Raw genomic sequence first — 18,497 nt, forward strand, 5'->3', positions numbered from 1 at the left:
GGAAACTGCAAACAAGCCAATTGCAACAGGAGAACCCGGGTTTCGGCCCTGGGCGTCATCCTGATTGACATACCGCCCCAATATCAATCATACATACTTTCGTAGTGTATTGATAACCCCTAAGATGCCATAATCAACCACGGGTATGATGAGATGATAATTTTGATACTCACTCTCGCGATCCTTACGGAAGCCCTGGTGGCCGGGGTTGTCTTTGCTTTGGGCGGCAGCTGGTGGCTCGCCCTTATCCTTGCCCAAGGGGCGGGATGTGCTGCGGTTCTGGGGGCCGCAATTGTCGGAAGTGGGCCGCAGCACATCCATGAGACAGCGGGCGCAGAACGCGCTGCCTGATCCAACAAACTTAACAAAACAATCTAGGACGAAGAACGATGGGACCCATTCGCATCAACGCTGACAAGCCCACTGACTTCCGGATCACAGCCCGGCAGGACCAGGTAGAAAAATTCGTCCGGGAGGGCGACAACCTGGTTGTTCGGCTGGTCGACGGCAAGAGCATCATTATCACTGACTTTTTCGTCAAAGGGCCGAATGGCGAAGTAAGCCGTCTTCTCTATGAAGATGGCACGTTCAGCGGCGTTGATGGCAATTCGCAAACCGTCGAAGAAGCTGTCGACGGTATTGGCGCGGGCATGGCCAATGAAGAAATGATCGCGCTTGGCGCAGCCGCATTGGCTAGCGTCGGGGTCCTTGCCTCGTCGAGCAGCAGCGATGCCGCGCCTGGCGACGGCGATGGCGACGGCGACGGCGATGGCGACGGCGATGGCGACGGCGATGGCGACGGCGATGGCGACGGCGATGGCGATGGCGATGGCGATGGCGACGGCGATGGCGATGGCGACGGCGATGGCGATGGCGACGGCGATGGCGACGGCGATGGCGACGGCGATGGCGACGGCGATGGCGACGGCGATGGCGACGGCGATGGCGACGGCGATGGCGACGGCGATGGCGATGGCGATGGCGACGGCGATGGCGACGGCGATGGCGACGGCGATGGCGACGGCGATGGCGACGGCGATGGCGATGGCGACGGCGATGGCGACGGCGATGGCGATGGCGATGGCGACGGCGATGGCGACGGCGATGGCGATGGCGACGGCGATGGCGACGGCGATGGCGACGGCGATGGCGATGGGAACTCGGTTCTTGGCGAAGTTCTCGAAGGTGTCAGCACGATCGCTCCAGCCCTGCTGGCCGGCATCAGCGACGCTCTGAATGGCCTCGGCAATGCCGACGTCAACCAGACGGTCAATGCTCTGCTCGAAACGGTTGCAACCGTTCTGGGCGGCGAGAATGGCCTGCTCGACACCGCCGGAGACTCGCTTGACCAGTTGGTGTCGAGCGTCGAAGACGGGCTCGCGGCTCTGCTCGAAGGGCTTGAGAACGGCACACCTCTGGCTGGCGCCGGCAACCTTCTGGCCAATTTGGTCGAAGGTATCCTCGGCGGCGACCCGGCAAGCGGCGACATCGGCGGCCTCGTCCCGCATCTGGAAGGCGGTACCGCAGTAGCGGCCACAGCTCTGGCAGCTGGCCTCGCTGAAGCCCTCGGCGCTCTGGACAGCCTGGACGTTGCAGCTGCCCTCGGCGCAGTTCTCAGCGCAGTTGATGCGGCCCTCCTGCAGGAAGGCGCCTTGATTGGCGAGGCCCTGGAAGGTGTGCAGGATCTGCTTGAGAACGTCCTCGGCGGCCTCGATGGCGCAGTGAACGGTCTGACCACCGGCGATGTTCTGGGGGCGGTCTCGACCCTGGTCGACGGTCTGCTCGCCGGTGTCCTTGGCGGCGGCGAAGGTGGCGGCGCGGGCTTGCTGACGGGTCTGCTCGATGGGCTCCTTGGCGGTCTGCTGGGCGATGACGGTCTGCTCGGTGGCCTGCTCGGCGGCATCGTCGGTGGAGACGGCGGTCTGCTGGGTGGCCTGATCGGCGAGAATGGCCTGCTTGGTGGCCTCCTCGGCGGCGACGGTGGCCTGCTGGGCGGTCTGTTGGGCGACGGCGGTCTCCTCGGAGGCCTGCTGGGCGGCGCAACCGGTGGCCTGCTTGACGCGGTCCTCGGCGATGACGGCCTGTTGGGGGGGCTCCTAGGTGGCGACGGCGGTCTGCTGGGTGGCCTGTTGGGCAACGGTGGTCTCCTCGGAGGCCTGCTGGGCGGCGCAACCGGTGGCCTGCTTGACGGCATCCTCGGTGACGAAGGCCTGGTCGGCGGCCTCCTCGGCGGCGACGGTGGTCTGCTCGATCCGATCCTTGGCGATGACGGCCTGCTGGGTGGTCTCCTTGGCGGTGACGGTGGCCTGCTCGACGCGGTCCTCGGCGATGACGGCTTGCTGGGTGGTCTCCTCGGTGGTGACGGCGGTCTCCTTGGCGGCGACGGCGGTCTGCTTGACGCGGTTCTCGGCGATGACGGCCTGGTCGGCGGCCTCCTCGGCGGCGACGGTGGTCTGCTCGATCCGATCCTTGGCGATGACGGCCTGCTGGGCGGCCTCCTCGGCGGCGACGGTGGCCTGCTCGATCCGATCCTTGGCGATGACGGCCTGCTGGGCGGCCTCCTCGGCGGCGACGGTGGTCTCCTTGACCCGATCCTTGGCGACGACGGCCTGCTGGGTGGTCTGCTCGGCGGTGACGGCGGCCTGCTTGACCCGATCCTTGGCGATGACGGCCTGGTTGGCGGTCTCCTCGGCGGTGACGGGCTGGTTGGTGGTCTCCTCGGAGATAATGGTCTGGTTGGCGGCCTTGTCGGTGGCCTGCTGGGCGGAAATGGTGGCCTTCTTGGCGGTCTCTTCGGGGGTAGCAGCACTCTCCTCGACGACGACAGCCACGTTGGCGGCCTGCTCTCCTGACGGAGAGCGCCCTCAGGAGCGGAACAACCCCCCGCTCCTGATACTGAGCTGCCGCACCCCCATGCGGCAGCTCATTTTATTTGTAGCCAACGGCATTTTGACGGAAGACTGCCGGCACAGGCGACACAGAATTCAGGACCGTGCAGGTGACAGAAACAATGAAGGCCAGCGCAGCCCTTTCCGAAACCCGGATCCTCGACAGTTTTCATGGCAGAGCCACGGCGCAGCTCGCCCCCGATGCTCCGGTCTGGCTTGCCTGGCGTAGTCAGGGCCGACAAATTGCAGCCGGCTGGTATGAATCTGCTGATCTCGCCGGCGCCATTGAACAGGCACGGGCAGATCTTCCCGAGGCACCACATCCCGATGCGCTGGAGCTCTGTGTGACCCATGGCTGGCAGACCGTCGCACCGGAGGCGCTGGCCGGCGCGTTTCCCAATAGCCTGCGCGGCCTTGTCGGGATGGAGATCCTGGCGGATGGCAAGCTCACACGGGTGGCCCCGACCAGGGCAATCGCAACCAACCGTGCCCCCCTGCGCGAGATCGAGCGACTTGCGAAATTGAAACGCGTCACACCCGAAGCCTGGGCAAGTGCGGCCCGGATCCGCCGCTTCAATGCCGATCAGTTTCTTCTGCTTATCCCCGAAGACAAATGCCTCAGGCTCTGGCGCGGCGGCCAGATCCAGGCACCGGACACAGTCGATGCCGCGCTATTGCAGGAGACGATTGCGGGACTGATCGGCTGGATGTGGTGCAATCTGCATTCCGACGGCCGGATGACCTATAAATACTGGCCGAGCCGGGGCAGCGAGTCGAAAGCCGACAATACCATTCGTCAGTTCATGGCGACTGTGGCGCTTGGGCGGATCGCGGCGCGCAGTGGATCACCACCTGATGCCACAGGCGCGCGGGCCAGTCTGACCTATAATCTCGACAAGTTTTACGCGGAAGAAGATGGTCTCGGCATGATCATTTTCGAAGGTAAGGCAAAGCTCGGGGCCATGGCCCTTGCGGCTCTGGCGATCCTGGAATTCCGCGAGGCAGGTATTCTTGACGCGGCCGATCATGAGGCAAAGTTTAGCGCGCTTTGTGCTGGTATTCTTCATCTCTGGCAGGAAAATGGTGCCTTCCGCACCTTCCTGAAACCGGCCGATCGTAACGACAACCAGAATTTCTACCCGGGCGAGGCGCTTTTGTTCCTGGCGGCGCTGCACCGGAAGACCCGCGATCCGGATCTGGCCCGCCGCTGCATCGCCAGCTTTCAATACTACCGCGACTGGCATCTGGCCGATCCGAACCCGGCCTTTGTGCCCTGGCACAGCCAGGCCTATGTCATGCTTTGGGAGGACCTCGGCGCGCCGGAGCTCGCGGAGTTTGTCTTCGATCGCAATGACTGGATCCTGCAAATGCAGCAGTGGGATGGTCGGCTGCACCCGGATTTCCAGGGCCGGTTCTACAATCCCGAGCGCCCGGATTACGGCCCGCCCCACGCATCATCGACCGGCGTCTATATGGAAGGGCTGGCTGATGCCTGGCGTCTTGCGCATCGTCTTGGCGACACTGCACGCGCTGACCGCTATGCAACCGCCCTGCGGCGGGGACTGCGTGCGATCCGGCAGCTGCAATTCCGCGACAGACAGATCGACGGTTACTACATAAGCAAGCCTGAAGCTGTCATGGGCGGGTTGCGGACTGAGACCTATAATAATGAGATCAGGGTCGACAATGTTCAGCATTGCCTGATGGCATTGCTCAAACTCGACAGTGAGCCGGATTTCAACTGGTCAGGCGGCCTGTGACGTCAGGGCCCGGGGGCCGATTCACGTCCGTCAAAGCGTTGAGACCTGAAGGCGGAGCTTCCGCTCCTCTATCTGAATTACCTTGCGCAAAAGCCGTGTCTGCAGATCATCCGGCGCCCCCCCGCCAAAGCGGCGGCATTCCTCGCGGAATTCAACAAGCGTTTCCAGGTCTGCCGGTTCCGGCGCCACTGCCCGCGGCGGGGGATTTCCCGCAGCACGCCTGTGGCGGCTATAGCGACGCAGACGAATAAGCGTCAGGAGATAGAGGCAGGTAAGAATGCCCTGAATCAGGAGAACCTGATCCAGTCCTGTCAGCATACAGAGGGCCGCAACCGCAGCACCCGCGAGCCAGATCAGAGGAAAAATCGTCATCGTCACAACGCCCCTGCAGCAGATTCGAAATCAGCATGATCAAAGGCGCATGAATACATACTATAGTTCAGTTATCAATCTTTAGATTGCATCCGGAAAAGCTCCTGCAGATCTTAGTGAGAGGGCAGCTCTCCGACGCTAAGTCCTGCCTGATGTCACTCAGCCACTGTCCGGAGAGGTGGTTCGGTTAATCTGAACAGTTCCCGGGCGTTTTCTAAGTGGCTTTCCGCCTCGATCATGCCGCCACCGTATCGGGTATCGACTGTTTGAAGTAGGCTTGATCGGGGGTTCTCCCGTCAAGCGATGACTGCGGCCCGCGGCCGTTGTAGAAGCCGAGATAGCGGCCAGTCCCGGCGCGGGACTCGGCCACACTGACATAGGCGCGCAGGTAGACCTCCTCGTATTTAATGGTCGGCCACAGCCGCTCGACAAAGACATTGTCGCGCCACGCCCCCTTGCCATACATGCTGATCTTGATCTCGCGGGAGGCCAGCACCTTGATGATGCCGAAGACGTCGCGCGCAATGTAGCGTTTGAGGCAGCGTATGGCCTCTAGCTTCGAACTGCCCGCGGCGATGCGCTTAACGACATAGGCCTGCGAACGTGCGTCCAATCTCAGGCGATCGATAGCAATGATGTGGATCGCGCTGTTGGCGGCGCGGTCACCTCCCCTGTTCAACCGGTGTCGCACTGTCTTCCCTGAGGAGGCCGGTAGGCGCGCACGAAGAACATCCGGCTGTGGCACAGGCGAACATGGGCCACCTTGATCGTGGTGGTCGCCCCATCAATTAAGACAACCTCGTGGCTCCAGTCGAACTGGTAGGCCTCACCGGGGGCAAAACTCAGCGGCACGAAGGCGGACGAGGCACCGGAGCTTTGAGTGCGCGCCCGGACCGAGGCATAGCGGCGGACCGCATCATATCCGCCTTCATAACCGAGGCCGCGCAGTTCCTCGTAGATCTGGATCAGCGTCAGGCGTTCCCGGCTGGCCCGCGCGGCATTGATCTCAAGCAACCCGTTAAGTTCCTCCAGCCAGGCACCCAGCTTTGGGCGTGGCTGCACGGTCCGGGTATAGGTGAACTCCGTAATCCCGGTGCGGATCACCTTCCGCACCACCTTCTTCGACAGCTTCAGGTCGCGGCAGATCGTCTTGATCCCCTTGCCCTCGGTAAAATGCAGCCGCCTGATTTTTGCGATTGTCTCCACGATCAGCATCCTGCGCTCGGCCTCCGATAATCATCGAAGGCACATTGGACCCAACCCCCGGTCAGTGGGGTCCCTTTTGGACGCCGATCACCCCAGAAGCGGGGTCCTTATTCCACGCCGCTCAACACCTGAAGGCTTGCCAGAAGATGGGCAACGGGCGTCAGAGTGCTGCGCCCGCCGCATGCCGGGCAACGGACATTTCCTGTCCGGAAAGCGCCGTCCAAGGCACATATGTCACATCATAACGGAACGCCCCCCGTGGGCGCGCCTGACAGGATGGCTTTCATCCCAGATGCAGGGAAACCAGTTTGCGCACCTGCGCGAAGGCGGCATTTGCCCCTGCGATGGCGCGGGCTTCCTCGGGTTTTTCAAGCCGCACCGCATCAAGCGCGGCCCTGAAATCACGCCATTGCGCTGCCCGGCCTTCCGGAGCCCCGGCGAGATGGCGCGCGCCATATGTGGCCGACAGCCCCAGCTTCAGCGCCGCCTTGAAAAGAAACGCGGCCCCGAGATTGGACCCCTCGACGACATAGAGCCAGCCCAGAGCCTCCGGGACCCCGGTGTCTTTGGTTGTTGCGGGTGCAGTGGTATAATCCGGCAGAGCAATGCCCAGGTCAGCAGCGTCCTGCACAACGGCTGCGAGCCGGGCGCGATGCGCAAGGTCAGGGAAAAAATCCCGGAGAGCCGGTATGTCGTAGAGAGGCGACACATCACGGTGGAAGGCATGCTGTACCTTCAGGAAATGGCTGTAGTTTGCGACGCTGTCAAAGGGACGCGCGGCCATGATCGATTTGTCGAGCGTGTCGTGTGTTGAATGGGTTGCTGCGCGCAAAACTGCTGCGCGGTCGGATGGCTTGCCCATTGCGGGCGCTGCGGGTGTTTCCTGATCGATCATGTCCTGGACCCTGCTGTCAAAGGGGTGGTGATTGCTCCGGGCGCCTGCACGCCCGGAGCCAGTGTCAGAATTTTGTGGTAAAGTTTACGCGGAAGGTCCGGCCGGGTGCGGGCATCAGTGCCGCATTCAGGGCGTCCATGTAATAGCGGTCGGTCAGGTTATCGATGGCAAAATCGATCTGCTTCGCCTCATCGATCCGATAGGTCGCATAGACATCGACCAGCGTATAGGGGTTCCACTTGCCCGGCTGGATTTGCGACGTATTGGCCACCGTGGTTTCAACGATCCGCTTCGAGAAATAGCTGATCCGGGTGCCGATGTTCAGCCTGTCATCCAAAAGCGTATAGCCGAGCTGCAGCGTGACCTGATCCTGTGGCGGCACATGTTGCAGCGCGTAGCTGTTGACGAAACCGCCGCCGTTGCAGAGGTCCTGGTTCCAGACCGTTCCCGGCCTTGCGCAATAGCGTGAGGTGATCGCATGGTTCCAGCTCAACCGTGCCGAGAAATCGCCCCTGGCATAATCTGCTGCCAGTTCAATCCCTTTCATGCGGGCATTCTCAAGATTGAGCATCCCCAGCTGGCCCTGATAGACGCCCGGAAAAATCTCAACCGGACGGTCTGACCGGGTCACGTAATCGTCGATGTCATTGTCATAATAGGCGAAATGCAGACGCAGCGCGTCATCTTCGGCCAGCACGCCGGCAAAGGCTTTGTTGACGCCCAGCTCAAGGCTTTTCGCGTTTTCCGGCCGCAGATCTGCGGGCACGCTTCCGGTTGAGAAGCCGTTGATCGTCTCGAAAATGCTCGGCATCCGGTAGGCATCAGAGTAACGGGCGTAAAGCTGCAGCGTCTCTGTCGGTGTCCAGCTGACCGCGATGCTTTTCGACAGGCCGTGGCCCGAGATATTGGTCGTATCCCCGGGGCGCAGGAAGAACGACATATTCGGCCAGTAGCTGACGCCATCCCAGACCATCTTGTAATTGCGGTCGGTCGTTTTGTAGTCGGCGTAACGCAGGCCGGCCATGACCTGCCATTCCGGATTGATCTGCCAGTCGGCATTCAGGAAGGCGTTGGTCTCTGTCCGCTTGCCCATCCTGGGCGGGAACTCCATCCGGTCGGTGAAGGCGCGATCATTTTCCAGACCATCAGGCAGGCCCATCTTCTCGCGCTGCCAGGCACCGCCATAGGTCAGGCGGAACTCACCCGGGAGTGCCGCGATCAGGCTTTCATTCGAGATGGTAATCCCGTCGCGCACCACGCGGGACCAGACATAGGAGGGCGTCGTGACGCCCCCCACTGTCGTCAGGCTGGTCGGGCGATGGTCGAGATCGGTTCGGAACGTATCAACCTTCAGGTTGATCAGATCGCTGTCGGGATTCCATTTGTAGCGCAGGGTATAGGTCTTCAGATCAAGCTCATCGAGGGGCGACTGATAGCCGCCGACCGCACTGGTATGGGTGCCAAGGCGGGTGGGCATGATCTCGCCATAGCTGCTGTCATAGCCCATATAGCTGAGTTCGATCTCATGATCCGTGCCAATGCGGAAATTGCCCTTCAGCAGGACCGAGGTATTCTCATTCGAGGTATTGAGGATTTCCTCGCCGCCCTTCCAGGGCGAGAGACCCTCATAGCCGATCACATTCGAGCCATAGCCGTTGTCCCCAAGATCAACCAGACTGGCCTGCCCCCGGCCATGCTCGCCCGAAAAGTAATTGCCGTTGACGCGGCGCGCGACCGAGGCGACCAGGTCGACATTTTTCGAGGTAAAGGCTGCGGCGATGCTGGCATTGCCGCCGGTCGGCTCCAGAAAGCCGGGGCGGTTCATATTGCCGCCATCGCGCACATTCGCCGGTTGGCCGATCGGGAACAGCCCCCCCGCAACCCCGCCCGGCGTCTGCACCGCCGGTGCAGAGGTACTGTTGGAATTCACCCCGGCGCGGACCCGGAACCCCAGCTTTTTGCCCGGAAGCAGGATGTCATGGACCGAAAGCGTCCGCATCCGCACGATACCGCCAATCGCGCCCGAGGCATCGGCGCCCGTGCTGGCCCCCTTTTCAACCGCGACCTCGCCGATGAAGTCAGGGTCGACATAGCTGCTGGAACGGGCGCCGTTATAGCCGCGATAGACAGTCTGCTGGTTGCTGGCACCGTCAATCACCACCGCGACACGGCCTTCGCCCTGCATACCTCGGATATTGACATCAAGCGCACCGGAATTGCGGCTGTCACCATTCAGCACGCCAGGCAGGCCTGAGATGAAGTCCCCAACCGATGTGCCGCGTTTCTGCGCCACTTCCTCGCCCGAAACATAGGCGACTGATCCTGCGGTTTCGAAGGTGGCGTCATGGCTGCCAAGAGCGCCACCCCCAAGAACGATAGTGCCAAGATTGACACCGCTGGCGGGATCGGCGCCGGTCTCTTCGGCGGACCGCCCAAAGATGACGACGCTGCGTGCGTCGCTGAAACTGTAGCTCAGGCCGGAACCCGACAGAAGCCGCGACAGGGCTTGCTCGGGCGGCAGGGCCCCGGTCAGGCCAGAGGTGCTTTTGCCTGAGGTGGCGGCATCCAGATAAGAGATCTGCACTCCGGCCTGCCGCCCCCAGACGACAAGAGCCTGCCCCAGCGGACCCGCCGGGACAGCGAAGCTGACCTCTTTTGCAGCTTCCTGTGCCATCGCGGGCGGCGGCACCACCGCCGCCTGTGCCGCGATGCTTACAGAGGTAAGCAGAAGAAGCCGCCACAGGCTTCCTGCACCCGCGCTGGTTCGGGAATGGTTTGAATATGCTTGTTTTTCGCCCACGACGAGCCGCTCCTTCGGTCAAACTGAACTGGAGGGTGTGCCGTGCCTCGTTCCGCTGGAACGCCGTGGGTATTGCCCGACCCTGTAAGTAATACAATCGGGCAGCGGTTTCATTCGGTAAAAACTGCAAAAAAATTCAGATGGCAGAGATGACCGTCACAAGGCCGCCTGCATTCCGGATCTGTGCACCTGTCGGGCGTACCGCTGCCGCCAGCGCGCGCTCGGGGTCAGAGATGTCAAACAGCCCGCTGACCCTGGCTCTGGCGATCTTTGCCCCGGCAATCACCACCGACCCGGGCAGCCAGCGCGCAATCCGCGCCACAAGCGATTCAAGCGGCTCTGCTTCGGCGACAATCAGACCCTCTTTCCATATTCCGGCAAGCGAGGTGTCGCGGGTTCCCTGTTCTGACAGGCCGGTGGATGGGTCGAGACGGAACCATGTTCCGCTGTCGATCTGTTGCGTTATGCGACCGGCCAGGCTGAGCGTCCCGCGGCTGACGGCCAGGTTCACAAACCCCGCATCGCGCGATGCCTCGAACGAGGCGCTGGCCGTCCGGGCCTCGACGCGGTCACCCATGCGCAAAACGAACGGCGATGTCGCATCCCCGGCCACGTCGAACCAGGCCATGCCCTGCAAAAGCTCTATCTCACGGGGGTTTTGGGGCGCAGGCCCGGCGATTGCGCTGTCCGGGCCCAGGGTGATCCGCGTTCCATCCGGCAATTCAAGCGGCAAAAGCTGGGCCGTCGTGGTGATATGATCGGCCAGCAGCTGCAGGCGCAGGCGCGGCACAGCCCAGGCCCCGGCCAAACCAAGGCCAGCCACCGCCGCGCCGCCCAGTATCAGTTTCCGTCTGGACAGGCCGCGACCGCCTTCAGGTGCAAGAGCAAGACCGCCAAGGTCATGCGCCTCGGCGACACGCAGCCAGATGCGGTCGTGCTCGGGTGATCGCGCGCGCCAGACGGCAATGGTTTTCCGGGTGACCGGATTGTCCGGAGAGATCTGACGCCGCATCATCAGATCAATGGCCTCATCCAGCAATCTTGCACTTTTGCTGTCGGGATCGGGCCGGGTTACGGCAGCACTGCACATCTCACAAACCTCCGGTCCGCAGGACGATCAGGCGGTAGGTCTCGCGGATCAGCTCCCATGTGCGGGTTGTCGAGATGCCCAGCTCTTCGGCGATCCGGGCCATGGGCAGGTTGTGGATCCGGTGCAGCAGAAAGGCACGGCGCTGCCGCTCGGGCAGCGTCTCCAGTAGGGCTGTGACAAGGTGCAGATGTTCGCGATTGGCGACGATGGTTTCCGTATCCGGCGCACAGGCCTGGGCCGTCACTGCCTGGGGATCATCCCAGGGGACCGAAACCAGCAGGGCCTCGCGTTTGGTATGATTAACCCACAGATTGCGCGCCACCCGGTAAAGGTAGGCCTGCTTCAGATGGTCCGCCGCATCATTATCCGGCCCTGCGGCCAGTGTTCTGACGAAGGTATCCTGTGTCAGATCGGCGGCTGTTTCGGCATCAAGGCCACGCCTGCGGAGCGCACGGCTTATCCCCCGCGAATGCCGCTGAAAAAGGCCATGAATATCCCAGGCCATGCCCGCCGCTCCGATTGTTGCCGGTTCACGAAACCGGACATCACGAATCTATCCACTGGCGGAGGTTCTTCTGCTGGCCTCGGCTAAGGCAGAAATGCAGCGGTTTCCGATGTCTGTCAACTGCAAGCGGCCTCAGGCGTTCGGGCTGGACGAACAGGTTAAAGGCGGACTGCCGGTGCATGGATGAGGACGGGGCTTCATGTCCATGACACCGGCAGCCGCAGGGGGTCAGAAGTGGATAGACAAATTCGCCCCTATGCTGTGGCTGGTGCTGCCGCCACCAAAGCCAGCGCGGTAATCGAGATCGAAATCCCAATTCGCATCCGAAGTGAAACCGATATTCAACCCGACCGTGCCGCTGCCGCTCTCGTTGCGCCGCCCGTCAACGGAATAGCTTTGGCCCGGCAGGTCGGCATAGCCGAGCTGATAGGATGAGACCTCGTTGAACGAATGGCGATACTCTGCCCGCCCGCCGAGGCGCAGCGTGCCGGTGGCGAATGCGCTCGAATAGGGGGTGGAATAATGCGCCCGCAGCCCGATGATCCCGGCAAAGGTTTCGGCCGAGCGCGCGCCATATATCAGCCGGTAAGGGCCGCCGCTCGCCTCGGTATAGCTGTCGAGCGAGGTCCGGCTGAAGCGCACGCCGCCATAGGGGGCGAGCAGCCAGGCCGCGCTGCGCAGCTCGTAACTGGCTGTGAGCTGGCCGAAGGTCTGGCTGCCCTGCCGTTGGCCGATGGCGAGATCCCCGATGAAATCCACATGCCGCCGCGAGGTGAAGTCAAGCCGCGCGTGCCCCAGCAAGCCGTCGATAAAGACGCGCTCGACAGGGGCCCAGCTGCCGTAGATCACCACCGCCTCTGCTTCGGAACGGCTCTCGCTGCCATTATCGCCGACGCTGGTTTCATCGAGCCCGTAGCCGAGACCTGCGCCGAGAATAAACCGCGGCGAGAGGCGGTAATCGGCGCCGATGCTGATGCTGCCCCGCTTGAAACTCGCCTCCTGGGCGCGATCACCGCGGCTGACCGAGCTGTCGGCCCAAAGGGCGAACTTGCCGAAGGTGAGGCTCGCGCGCGCCCGGTCGTCCTCGCTGTGCAGCCGTTCCAGACGGGCGCCAAAGCGCGTGATCTGGTCGTCGGCAAGGCCGTTGGCGGCGGAGATCTGGGCGTCCATCAGGCTGATCACATCGGCCAGATCACGCGGATCGGGGCGGTAGTGATCGATCATCAGCGTGTAGCGGGCCGAGGCGCTATTGCCCAGATGATCGGTGACCGTGACGGTGAACTGATGGGTTCCCGGCACCTGCGGGGTGCCAGAGAGATCGCCGGTGAGCCGATCAAGGGTCAGGCCAGGCGGCAAGGCCCCTGCGCTGACAGTGAAGGCATAGGGCGCCTGGCCGCCGCTGGCACTTAGGCGCTGCGTGTAGCCGATCTGCGCCTCACCGGCCGGAAGGGCGCTGAGCACCGGCGCGACGGTGATCTCCAGGGTTTCGACGGTGATGGTCACCGATCCTGTCGAGCCGAGGAAGGTGGCATTGCCGCCATAGCTTGCCGTGATCTCGCCCGAGGTGAGGCTGGCTGAGCTGGTTTCGGCAAAGCCAGAGGCATCAAGCGCCACCTCGGCGCTGAAGCCGTCAGGGCCGCTGAAAAGCACCGTTCCGGCCGGAACATGGCCGGGGATGCCCGCGACACTGGCCCGCAGCGTGACGTTCTGGCCAGACAGGCTGGTGTCAGGGGTTGCGGTAAGGGTGAGCGTGGTGGCGATCTGGTTGACGACATGCTCAACCGGCGCCGATACGGCAGCCGGGTGCTGCGCATCGCCATCATAGCGCGCCACGATGCGGGAAAGGCCGATCGGCAGGGTGTCGAGGGTCAGCACCGCCTGATTGCCTGACAGGGGCGCGGATCCCAGCGTGTTCGTGCCACTGACGAAAGTGATGGTGCCTGTGGCACTGACACTCCCGCTTACGGTTGCGGTCAGAGTAACGCTCTCACCCAAAAGCGAGGTCGGGGCGGAAAGCGACAGCACCAGCCCCGTGCCGCGCGCGGTGACAGTATGCTCTGCCGGGTTTGAATTGGCCGCGGCATGGCCTTTGTCCCCGGAATAGACAGCCGTCAGAATATGCTTGCCGGTGCCGAGGCTGTCGAGTGTCAGCGCGGCGGTGCCCTGTGCGATGGGCAGGGTGGCAAGCGGGTCTGTCCCATTGAAGAAGCTGATCGTGCCGCCAGCCGAATTCTCGCCCTTCAGGGTGGCGGTGAGGGTAATGCTCTCGCCAGGCTGCGAGGTGTCCGACGAAAGATCGAGGGTCAGGCTTGGGGTGAGGGCCCTGATCGTGAGGCCTGAGGCCTGAGAGGTGGCGGGGAAATGGCCTGCGTCACCGGAATAGGCCGCGGTGATCTGGTGGAGCCCCACGTCAAGAGGATCGAGGGTAAAACTGGTCGACGGCCCCGTGACGGGCACAGTGGCCAGCATCACGCCATCTGCGAAGAACTCGACATTGCCCCCGGGCGTATTGGTGTTGTCCAGAACAGCGGTAACGGTGACCGTTTCCCCCCAGTCCGCTTCGCTGGCCGACAGGAGGATATTGATCTGCGGCCTGCGCCGTTCCGGTGGCTCGACAGTGATGGTCACACTGTCTGCATGCGAGGCGACAAGATATGAATCGGTGGCAATCAGCGAGAAGGTGAGGGCCTCGGCCGGATCCCCGGGATTGAGCGCGGGGGCTGTGAAGCTGGGCTGGGCGGCGCTGATTGCGCTAAGGCTGACGCTGGTTCCGCTTGTCTGCTCCCAGTTATAGGTGAGCGTGCTGCCCCCGGCATGCGAGGCAGAGCCGTCGAGAGTGACGCTGGCCCCGGCTGCGACCGTTTGATCGGGCCCGGCATCTGCCACCGGGAAGGGGCTGACGAATACGATTACCTGGGCCGAGGCGGAGCTGCCGGCGTGGCCAGCGCCCCCGCTATAGGTAGCGGTTACTGTCGTGGGTCTGCCTGTTCCTATCAATATAAGATCAGCGGCAGGCACGGTGATTCTTATGTCACCGTTCTTGTTGAGGACCGAACCGACATAAATCCTGCCGTTAAGCGTGATGATGATGAGGGTACCAACATCGGGCGCCCCCGAAAGGTTGGCCTCGACGATCAGAGGTTCATCGATGGGCGCGTAGATCACTGGCTGCGCAAAGGTCAGGACGCGCGGCTCGGTCTCATAGGTGAAGCTCTGCGCATTCGAGGTGCCGCCCGGGGTTGTCACAGTGATCGCGGCAGGGCCTCCGGCACCGGGCGGTATCGTCACAACGAGATAGGTCGCATCGATGAAGGTGACCGCGCTGGCGGGCTTGCCGCCGATGCTGACGCTGCTGTCCGGGGTGAAGTCGGTTCCGGTGATGGTAATGTAGTAGCCGCCGGTGATATAGCCGGCAGCGGGGGTGAGGGCTGAGATCGTCGGGGCTGTCAGTGACGGCAGGATCTCTATCGTGCTGGAAAGCGGGGCCAGGCCGGGTTGCATAACGCCATCGATCGAATAGGCGATCAGGGTGGTCGTGCTCGTGATGGTTCCCGGGGCCCTCGTGGCAGGGATGGTGAAACTGAGCTCGGCCGTCGTGTCCCCCTGCATGGTAAAGCTGTTGGCGCCGGTTTGATTGACGCCCGGCCCTGCAGACATCACGCTGACCGGGAAGAAGCCGTGGAGTGGCTCGGTGATCTCGACCTCGATATGCGGCGAGGCGGTGAGGGTATAGTTGATTTGCGAACTCTCGCCAGGCAAAAGCCGGTCATGCGCAAAAACGCGCGTGAGCGTCGGTGGGGCGACATAGTCGAAGGCCTGTCCGGTAGAGGTGACGGCCGCATTGCTCACGGTGATCTGCACCTGGCCGGCCGCCTGCGGCGGGGCGGTGGCCACAAGCCGGGTCGAATCGACGAAAATCACCCCGGTGGCCGCGATGTTGCCGAAGCTCACTGTCGATTCGGCAGTGAAACCCGTGCCGGTAAGTTCGACGATGCTGCCGCCTCCAGTGGGCCCGGCCCGGAGGGAGCTTTGTGTCAAAACCGGCGAAGGCGCTGTCGGTGTGGTGACCGTGAGGGTGGCATGGGTGGAGATCATGGAGAAGGCGCCGCCCTTGACCGAGACCGCATATTGATACCCATCGAAGCCGGCTTCGGCCGTGACGCTCAGCGTGGCGGTATCGACCCCGCTATGGCCTCTGACTCCATTGGTCAGCGGCGTGAAATTAAGCCCGTCGGTGCTGACGAACCATATATATGAGGTGGCATTTTCCGCCACCACCGAGAAGGTAGCCATCTGGCCCGCCTGGACGCTGGTGCTTTGCGGCTGTTGGAGAATACTCAGCACGGGCGCGGTCACCTGATGGTTCAGCGGAATGCTGGATGTCGCAGCCGTATTGTTTTCGTCACCGGGATATCGGGCGGAAAGGCTATACTGCCCCACGGGCAGGTTAAGGGTGAAGGTCGTATCCGGCAGCGAGAGCGGAAGCTCGGCCACGGGGCCTGTCGCCGTTTCAAGGCTGATCCTGCCGGTCGGCTGATAGCCACCGCTGAGCGTGACCACGACCTGCGCGCCCTGGCCAGCAACAGATGTGGCGCTCGACTGCGACAGCGAGATCGTCGGTGCGCCCATAGGCTGCGGAAGGATAAGGATGTCTGCTGTGGCCGACGATGAACGGCTATAATTGTCCTCAACCCTCAGGCTGAAGGTCAGTGCCTCAGCCGTTCCGCCTGGCGGTATCACCGGGGTGGCGAAGCTGGCAGTCTGGCTATTGGCGTTCTTCAGTGTGACTGACGTGCCGCTGGTTTGGGTCCATGTGTAGGTGAACTCCTGGCCAGAGACTGGTGAGGAGACCGTCGAACCGATGAGCGATACATCCAGGCCGCTGCCCACAGCGTTCACCGGAGCATTGATCGTGGCGACCGGTGCCGAGGAGGTGACGACGGTGATCTGGCCCGTTGCCGTCTGTGCTATATAATTGTCATCATCGGTATAGGCGGCCGATACCGACACGTCACCTGCATAGCCCTGAGGCACAGTTGGCAATGTGAAGGTGTAGCCGGTTAGCCCCGGAACAACCAGCCTGTCTATTGTCGTGCCGTCAACCGTCAGAGACAGCCGGCCCGTTGCATGGGGCGCATTGGAAAGCCTGACAGTGTAGTCGCGGACGGGCCAATCGTTGGCCATCAACACAACGCCGTTGGGCAGGCTAACGGTAGGGGTGCCCTTGGCCACGGCCACGTTATATGGGGCCGAAGCTTGCCCCCCTGTCGAGACCGTCACCCCGACTGTCCCTTCGGGAAGGCTCGGGGCGACAGCCTTCAGCTGCCATTGACTGACATAGGTGACGCTACTGGCCGGTATGCCGTTGAAACTGACGGTCGAGCTGTTGTCAAAGCGCGTTCCCGAGATCGTCACGATCTGGGCGCCGGCGGGGAGCAAGCTGGACGGCGAGATGTCGGCAAGGTGAGGGGGCGGTGCCAACACCTCAATCCCTGCGTTGGCCAGGCTATAATATGATGGCGCCCCGGCCCCCAGCGAGAACGGAAAATATCCAGGGGAGAGATCAGCGGGAACCGTGTCCGAGATGACGTAGTCGCACCTCGCCCCGGCTTCAAACCGCGTGGGCAGGATTAAAGAGGCCTGCCCACCTGAGGCGTTCAGCGCACCACCACAGGTTGTCTGATTAAAAACATAGGTCGCTGACCGCGACAGGGTCGGGATCATGACATTGGCCTGCGCGGGCAAATCAATATGCTGGGCCCCCTCATTGGCGATCTGGATCGTGTAGGAGATTGTTTGCCCGGGTGACACTGTGGCCGGGGCATTCACCCGAATTGTAATCGGTTGCGCCGATAGCGGTGCCGCAGCCAGCGAGGCGATCAGGGCAAGGCACAAGACCATCGCCGCGGTGAGGCTTGCGTGAAGACGCGCGCGGATGCGGCTCAGGGCGCCGCCTGCGCGGGCCGGGCGGTGTGCCGTGCCGGAAGCCAGGAGATGAGGGGCCCCGGGCAAAGCCGGGTTGCAAGCCTCGTTGGCGCAGGCGCGATCATTCCCGTTCATGGGGCATCTCCGAATCATTGGGTAACAGCCCCGTTTAACTCGTACACCCGGCATTCATCTCGCTGATGCATATAGAAATATATATCCGCGATGTATGCTCCAATTGTGGCCGGAACCCGTAATAGTTGTGCCGCACTTTTTGCGGGGACCGCACCGGGCGGTACTCCTCCCCATGGTTAACAGGGTGCTGATTTAGTCTCGGGCTGAGGACATTGTCCTTTGCTGTTCGAAGACGCCGGTTTGTTCATCTGGTTTTTCTGGCGTGTTTGGCCTGCTCGTAACGCCATTTTCGGTTCACTCTGCGAGCAGCCTCGGCAGTCTGGCCAGATTTCCTGCGGCAAGCGTCATGATGAAGCGGGCACGTGCGCGTTCGATACCTCGAAAGGCGGTTTGGGCGGCACCCCCGACGGTTTTGGCCCAGCCGATAGTGAGGAGGATCAGAAAACGATCCGGGGGATCGTTTTCCCGACGCAAGTCGATACGTTTGCGATGCCGGAGAGACAAGGCGTAGCCCTTGTGACGGGTGGTGCGCCCATCGATGGCGGAATAGCGCGACTTCTGCGCGATATGCGGGGTGACACAGGCTTGGCGCAGGTCGGCAACGAACTCTGCCGCATCATAGCCCTTGTCGGCGCCGAGCGTCAGCCGCCGTGTCGAGCCCGGCGAATGGCGGTGGATCATGTCGATCGCGGCCTGCCGCTCGGCCCGGCCGGTCGCAGGCGTCAGGTCCTGACCTGCCCCCCGGAAGTTCCCTCGCCGTGATGTAGAGTCTGCCCAACCTGAGAAGGAGCAGACGACATGAGGAAAAGCCGTTTCACCGAGGCGCAAATCATCGGGATGATCAAAGAGCAGGAGGCAGGTTTGCCGACCTCCGAGCTCTGCCGGAAGCACGGCTTGAGCCCCGCGACCTATTACAAGCTT

Annotated in this window: 8 protein-coding genes and 6 pseudogenes; 3 read left to right on the forward strand and 11 right to left on the reverse strand. The window is 62.5% G+C overall.

The window, feature by feature from the left end; translation table 11 throughout:
- Positions 1-389: 389 nt before the first annotated feature.
- Positions 390-524 (forward strand): annotated as a pseudogene (locus HOY34_RS22495) (hypothetical protein); the annotation flags it as partial.
- Between the two features lie 1,572 nt (positions 525-2,096).
- Here the strand turns inward: HOY34_RS22495 and HOY34_RS22205 are convergent.
- The gene (locus tag HOY34_RS22205) at positions 2,097-2,831 is read right to left on the reverse strand and encodes a hypothetical protein (RefSeq protein ID WP_253944553.1); all 735 of its coding nucleotides are present in this window, start codon (positions 2,829-2,831) and stop codon (positions 2,097-2,099) included.
- A gap of 167 nt (positions 2,832-2,998) precedes the next feature.
- On the opposite strand from HOY34_RS22205, the gene HOY34_RS19065 reads away from it, so the two are divergent.
- Positions 2,999-4,648 carry a hypothetical protein gene (locus tag HOY34_RS19065; protein ID WP_172365810.1) on the forward strand — a complete coding sequence of 550 codons (1,650 nt, stop codon included), beginning with the start codon at positions 2,999-3,001 and terminating at the stop codon, positions 4,646-4,648.
- A gap of 607 nt (positions 4,649-5,255) precedes the next feature.
- Here the strand turns inward: HOY34_RS19065 and HOY34_RS21885 are convergent.
- The 10 genes and pseudogenes from HOY34_RS21885 to HOY34_RS19105 form a co-directional block, all read right to left on the reverse strand.
- A pseudogene (locus tag HOY34_RS21885) lies at positions 5,256-5,516 on the reverse strand (integrase core domain-containing protein); the annotation flags it as partial.
- Positions 5,517-5,519: 3 nt separating this feature from the next.
- Positions 5,520-5,735, reverse strand: a pseudogene (locus HOY34_RS22565) (transposase); the annotation flags it as partial.
- Positions 5,732-6,235, reverse strand: a pseudogene (locus HOY34_RS19075) (IS21 family transposase); the annotation flags it as partial. The pseudogenes HOY34_RS19075 and HOY34_RS22565, both read right to left, overlap by 4 nt.
- A gap of 274 nt (positions 6,236-6,509) precedes the next feature.
- Positions 6,510-7,121 (reverse strand): biliverdin-producing heme oxygenase, encoded by a 612-nt coding sequence (locus tag HOY34_RS19080; RefSeq protein ID WP_216654841.1) that lies wholly within the window; start codon positions 7,119-7,121, stop codon positions 6,510-6,512.
- Positions 7,122-7,185: 64 nt separating this feature from the next.
- Complete coding sequence (locus tag HOY34_RS19085) at positions 7,186-9,795, reverse strand: TonB-dependent receptor (protein ID WP_172365814.1); 2,610 nt, start codon at positions 9,793-9,795, stop codon at positions 7,186-7,188.
- Between the two features lie 262 nt (positions 9,796-10,057).
- Positions 10,058-11,011 carry a FecR family protein gene (locus HOY34_RS19090; protein ID WP_172365816.1) on the reverse strand — a complete coding sequence of 318 codons (954 nt, stop codon included), beginning with the start codon at positions 11,009-11,011 and terminating at the stop codon, positions 10,058-10,060.
- Position 11,012: 1 nt separating this feature from the next.
- Positions 11,013-11,516, reverse strand: coding sequence for an RNA polymerase sigma factor (locus HOY34_RS19095; RefSeq protein ID WP_172365818.1), 504 nt, complete (start codon positions 11,514-11,516; stop codon positions 11,013-11,015).
- A gap of 228 nt (positions 11,517-11,744) precedes the next feature.
- The gene (locus HOY34_RS19100; protein ID WP_253944554.1) at positions 11,745-16,700 is read right to left on the reverse strand and encodes an Ig-like domain repeat protein; all 4,956 of its coding nucleotides are present in this window, start codon (positions 16,698-16,700) and stop codon (positions 11,745-11,747) included.
- A gap of 57 nt (positions 16,701-16,757) precedes the next feature.
- Positions 16,758-17,630 (reverse strand): annotated as a pseudogene (locus tag HOY34_RS22500) (IPT/TIG domain-containing protein); the annotation flags it as partial.
- Positions 17,631-17,870: 240 nt separating this feature from the next.
- Positions 17,871-18,305, reverse strand: a pseudogene (locus HOY34_RS19105) (transposase); the annotation flags it as partial.
- 69 nt (positions 18,306-18,374) lie between these two features.
- Here HOY34_RS19105 and HOY34_RS19110 point away from each other — a divergent pair.
- The coding region (locus HOY34_RS19110) for a transposase (RefSeq protein ID WP_172365822.1) at positions 18,375-18,497 on the forward strand (123 nt) is incomplete at its 3' end.

The organism is Pseudogemmobacter hezensis, from assembly GCF_013155295.1.
Classification (GTDB): Bacteria; Pseudomonadota; Alphaproteobacteria; order Rhodobacterales; family Rhodobacteraceae; genus Pseudogemmobacter; species Pseudogemmobacter hezensis.

Excerpts from the sequence above, each read along its gene's own strand:
- HOY34_RS19080 (WP_216654841.1), bottom strand. The coding sequence starts at position 7,121 with ATGATCGATCAGGAAACACCCGCAGCGCCCGCAATGGGCAAGCCATCC.
- HOY34_RS19085 (WP_172365814.1), bottom strand. The coding sequence starts at position 9,795 with ATGGCACAGGAAGCTGCAAAAGAGGTCAGCTTCGCTGTCCCGGCGGGT.
- HOY34_RS19090 (WP_172365816.1), bottom strand. The coding sequence starts at position 11,011 with ATGTGCAGTGCTGCCGTAACCCGGCCCGATCCCGACAGCAAAAGTGCA.
- HOY34_RS19095 (WP_172365818.1), bottom strand. The coding sequence starts at position 11,516 with ATGGCCTGGGATATTCATGGCCTTTTTCAGCGGCATTCGCGGGGGATA.
- HOY34_RS19100 (WP_253944554.1), bottom strand. The coding sequence starts at position 16,700 with ATGGCCAACGATTGGCCCGTCCGCGACTACACTGTCAGGCTTTCCAAT.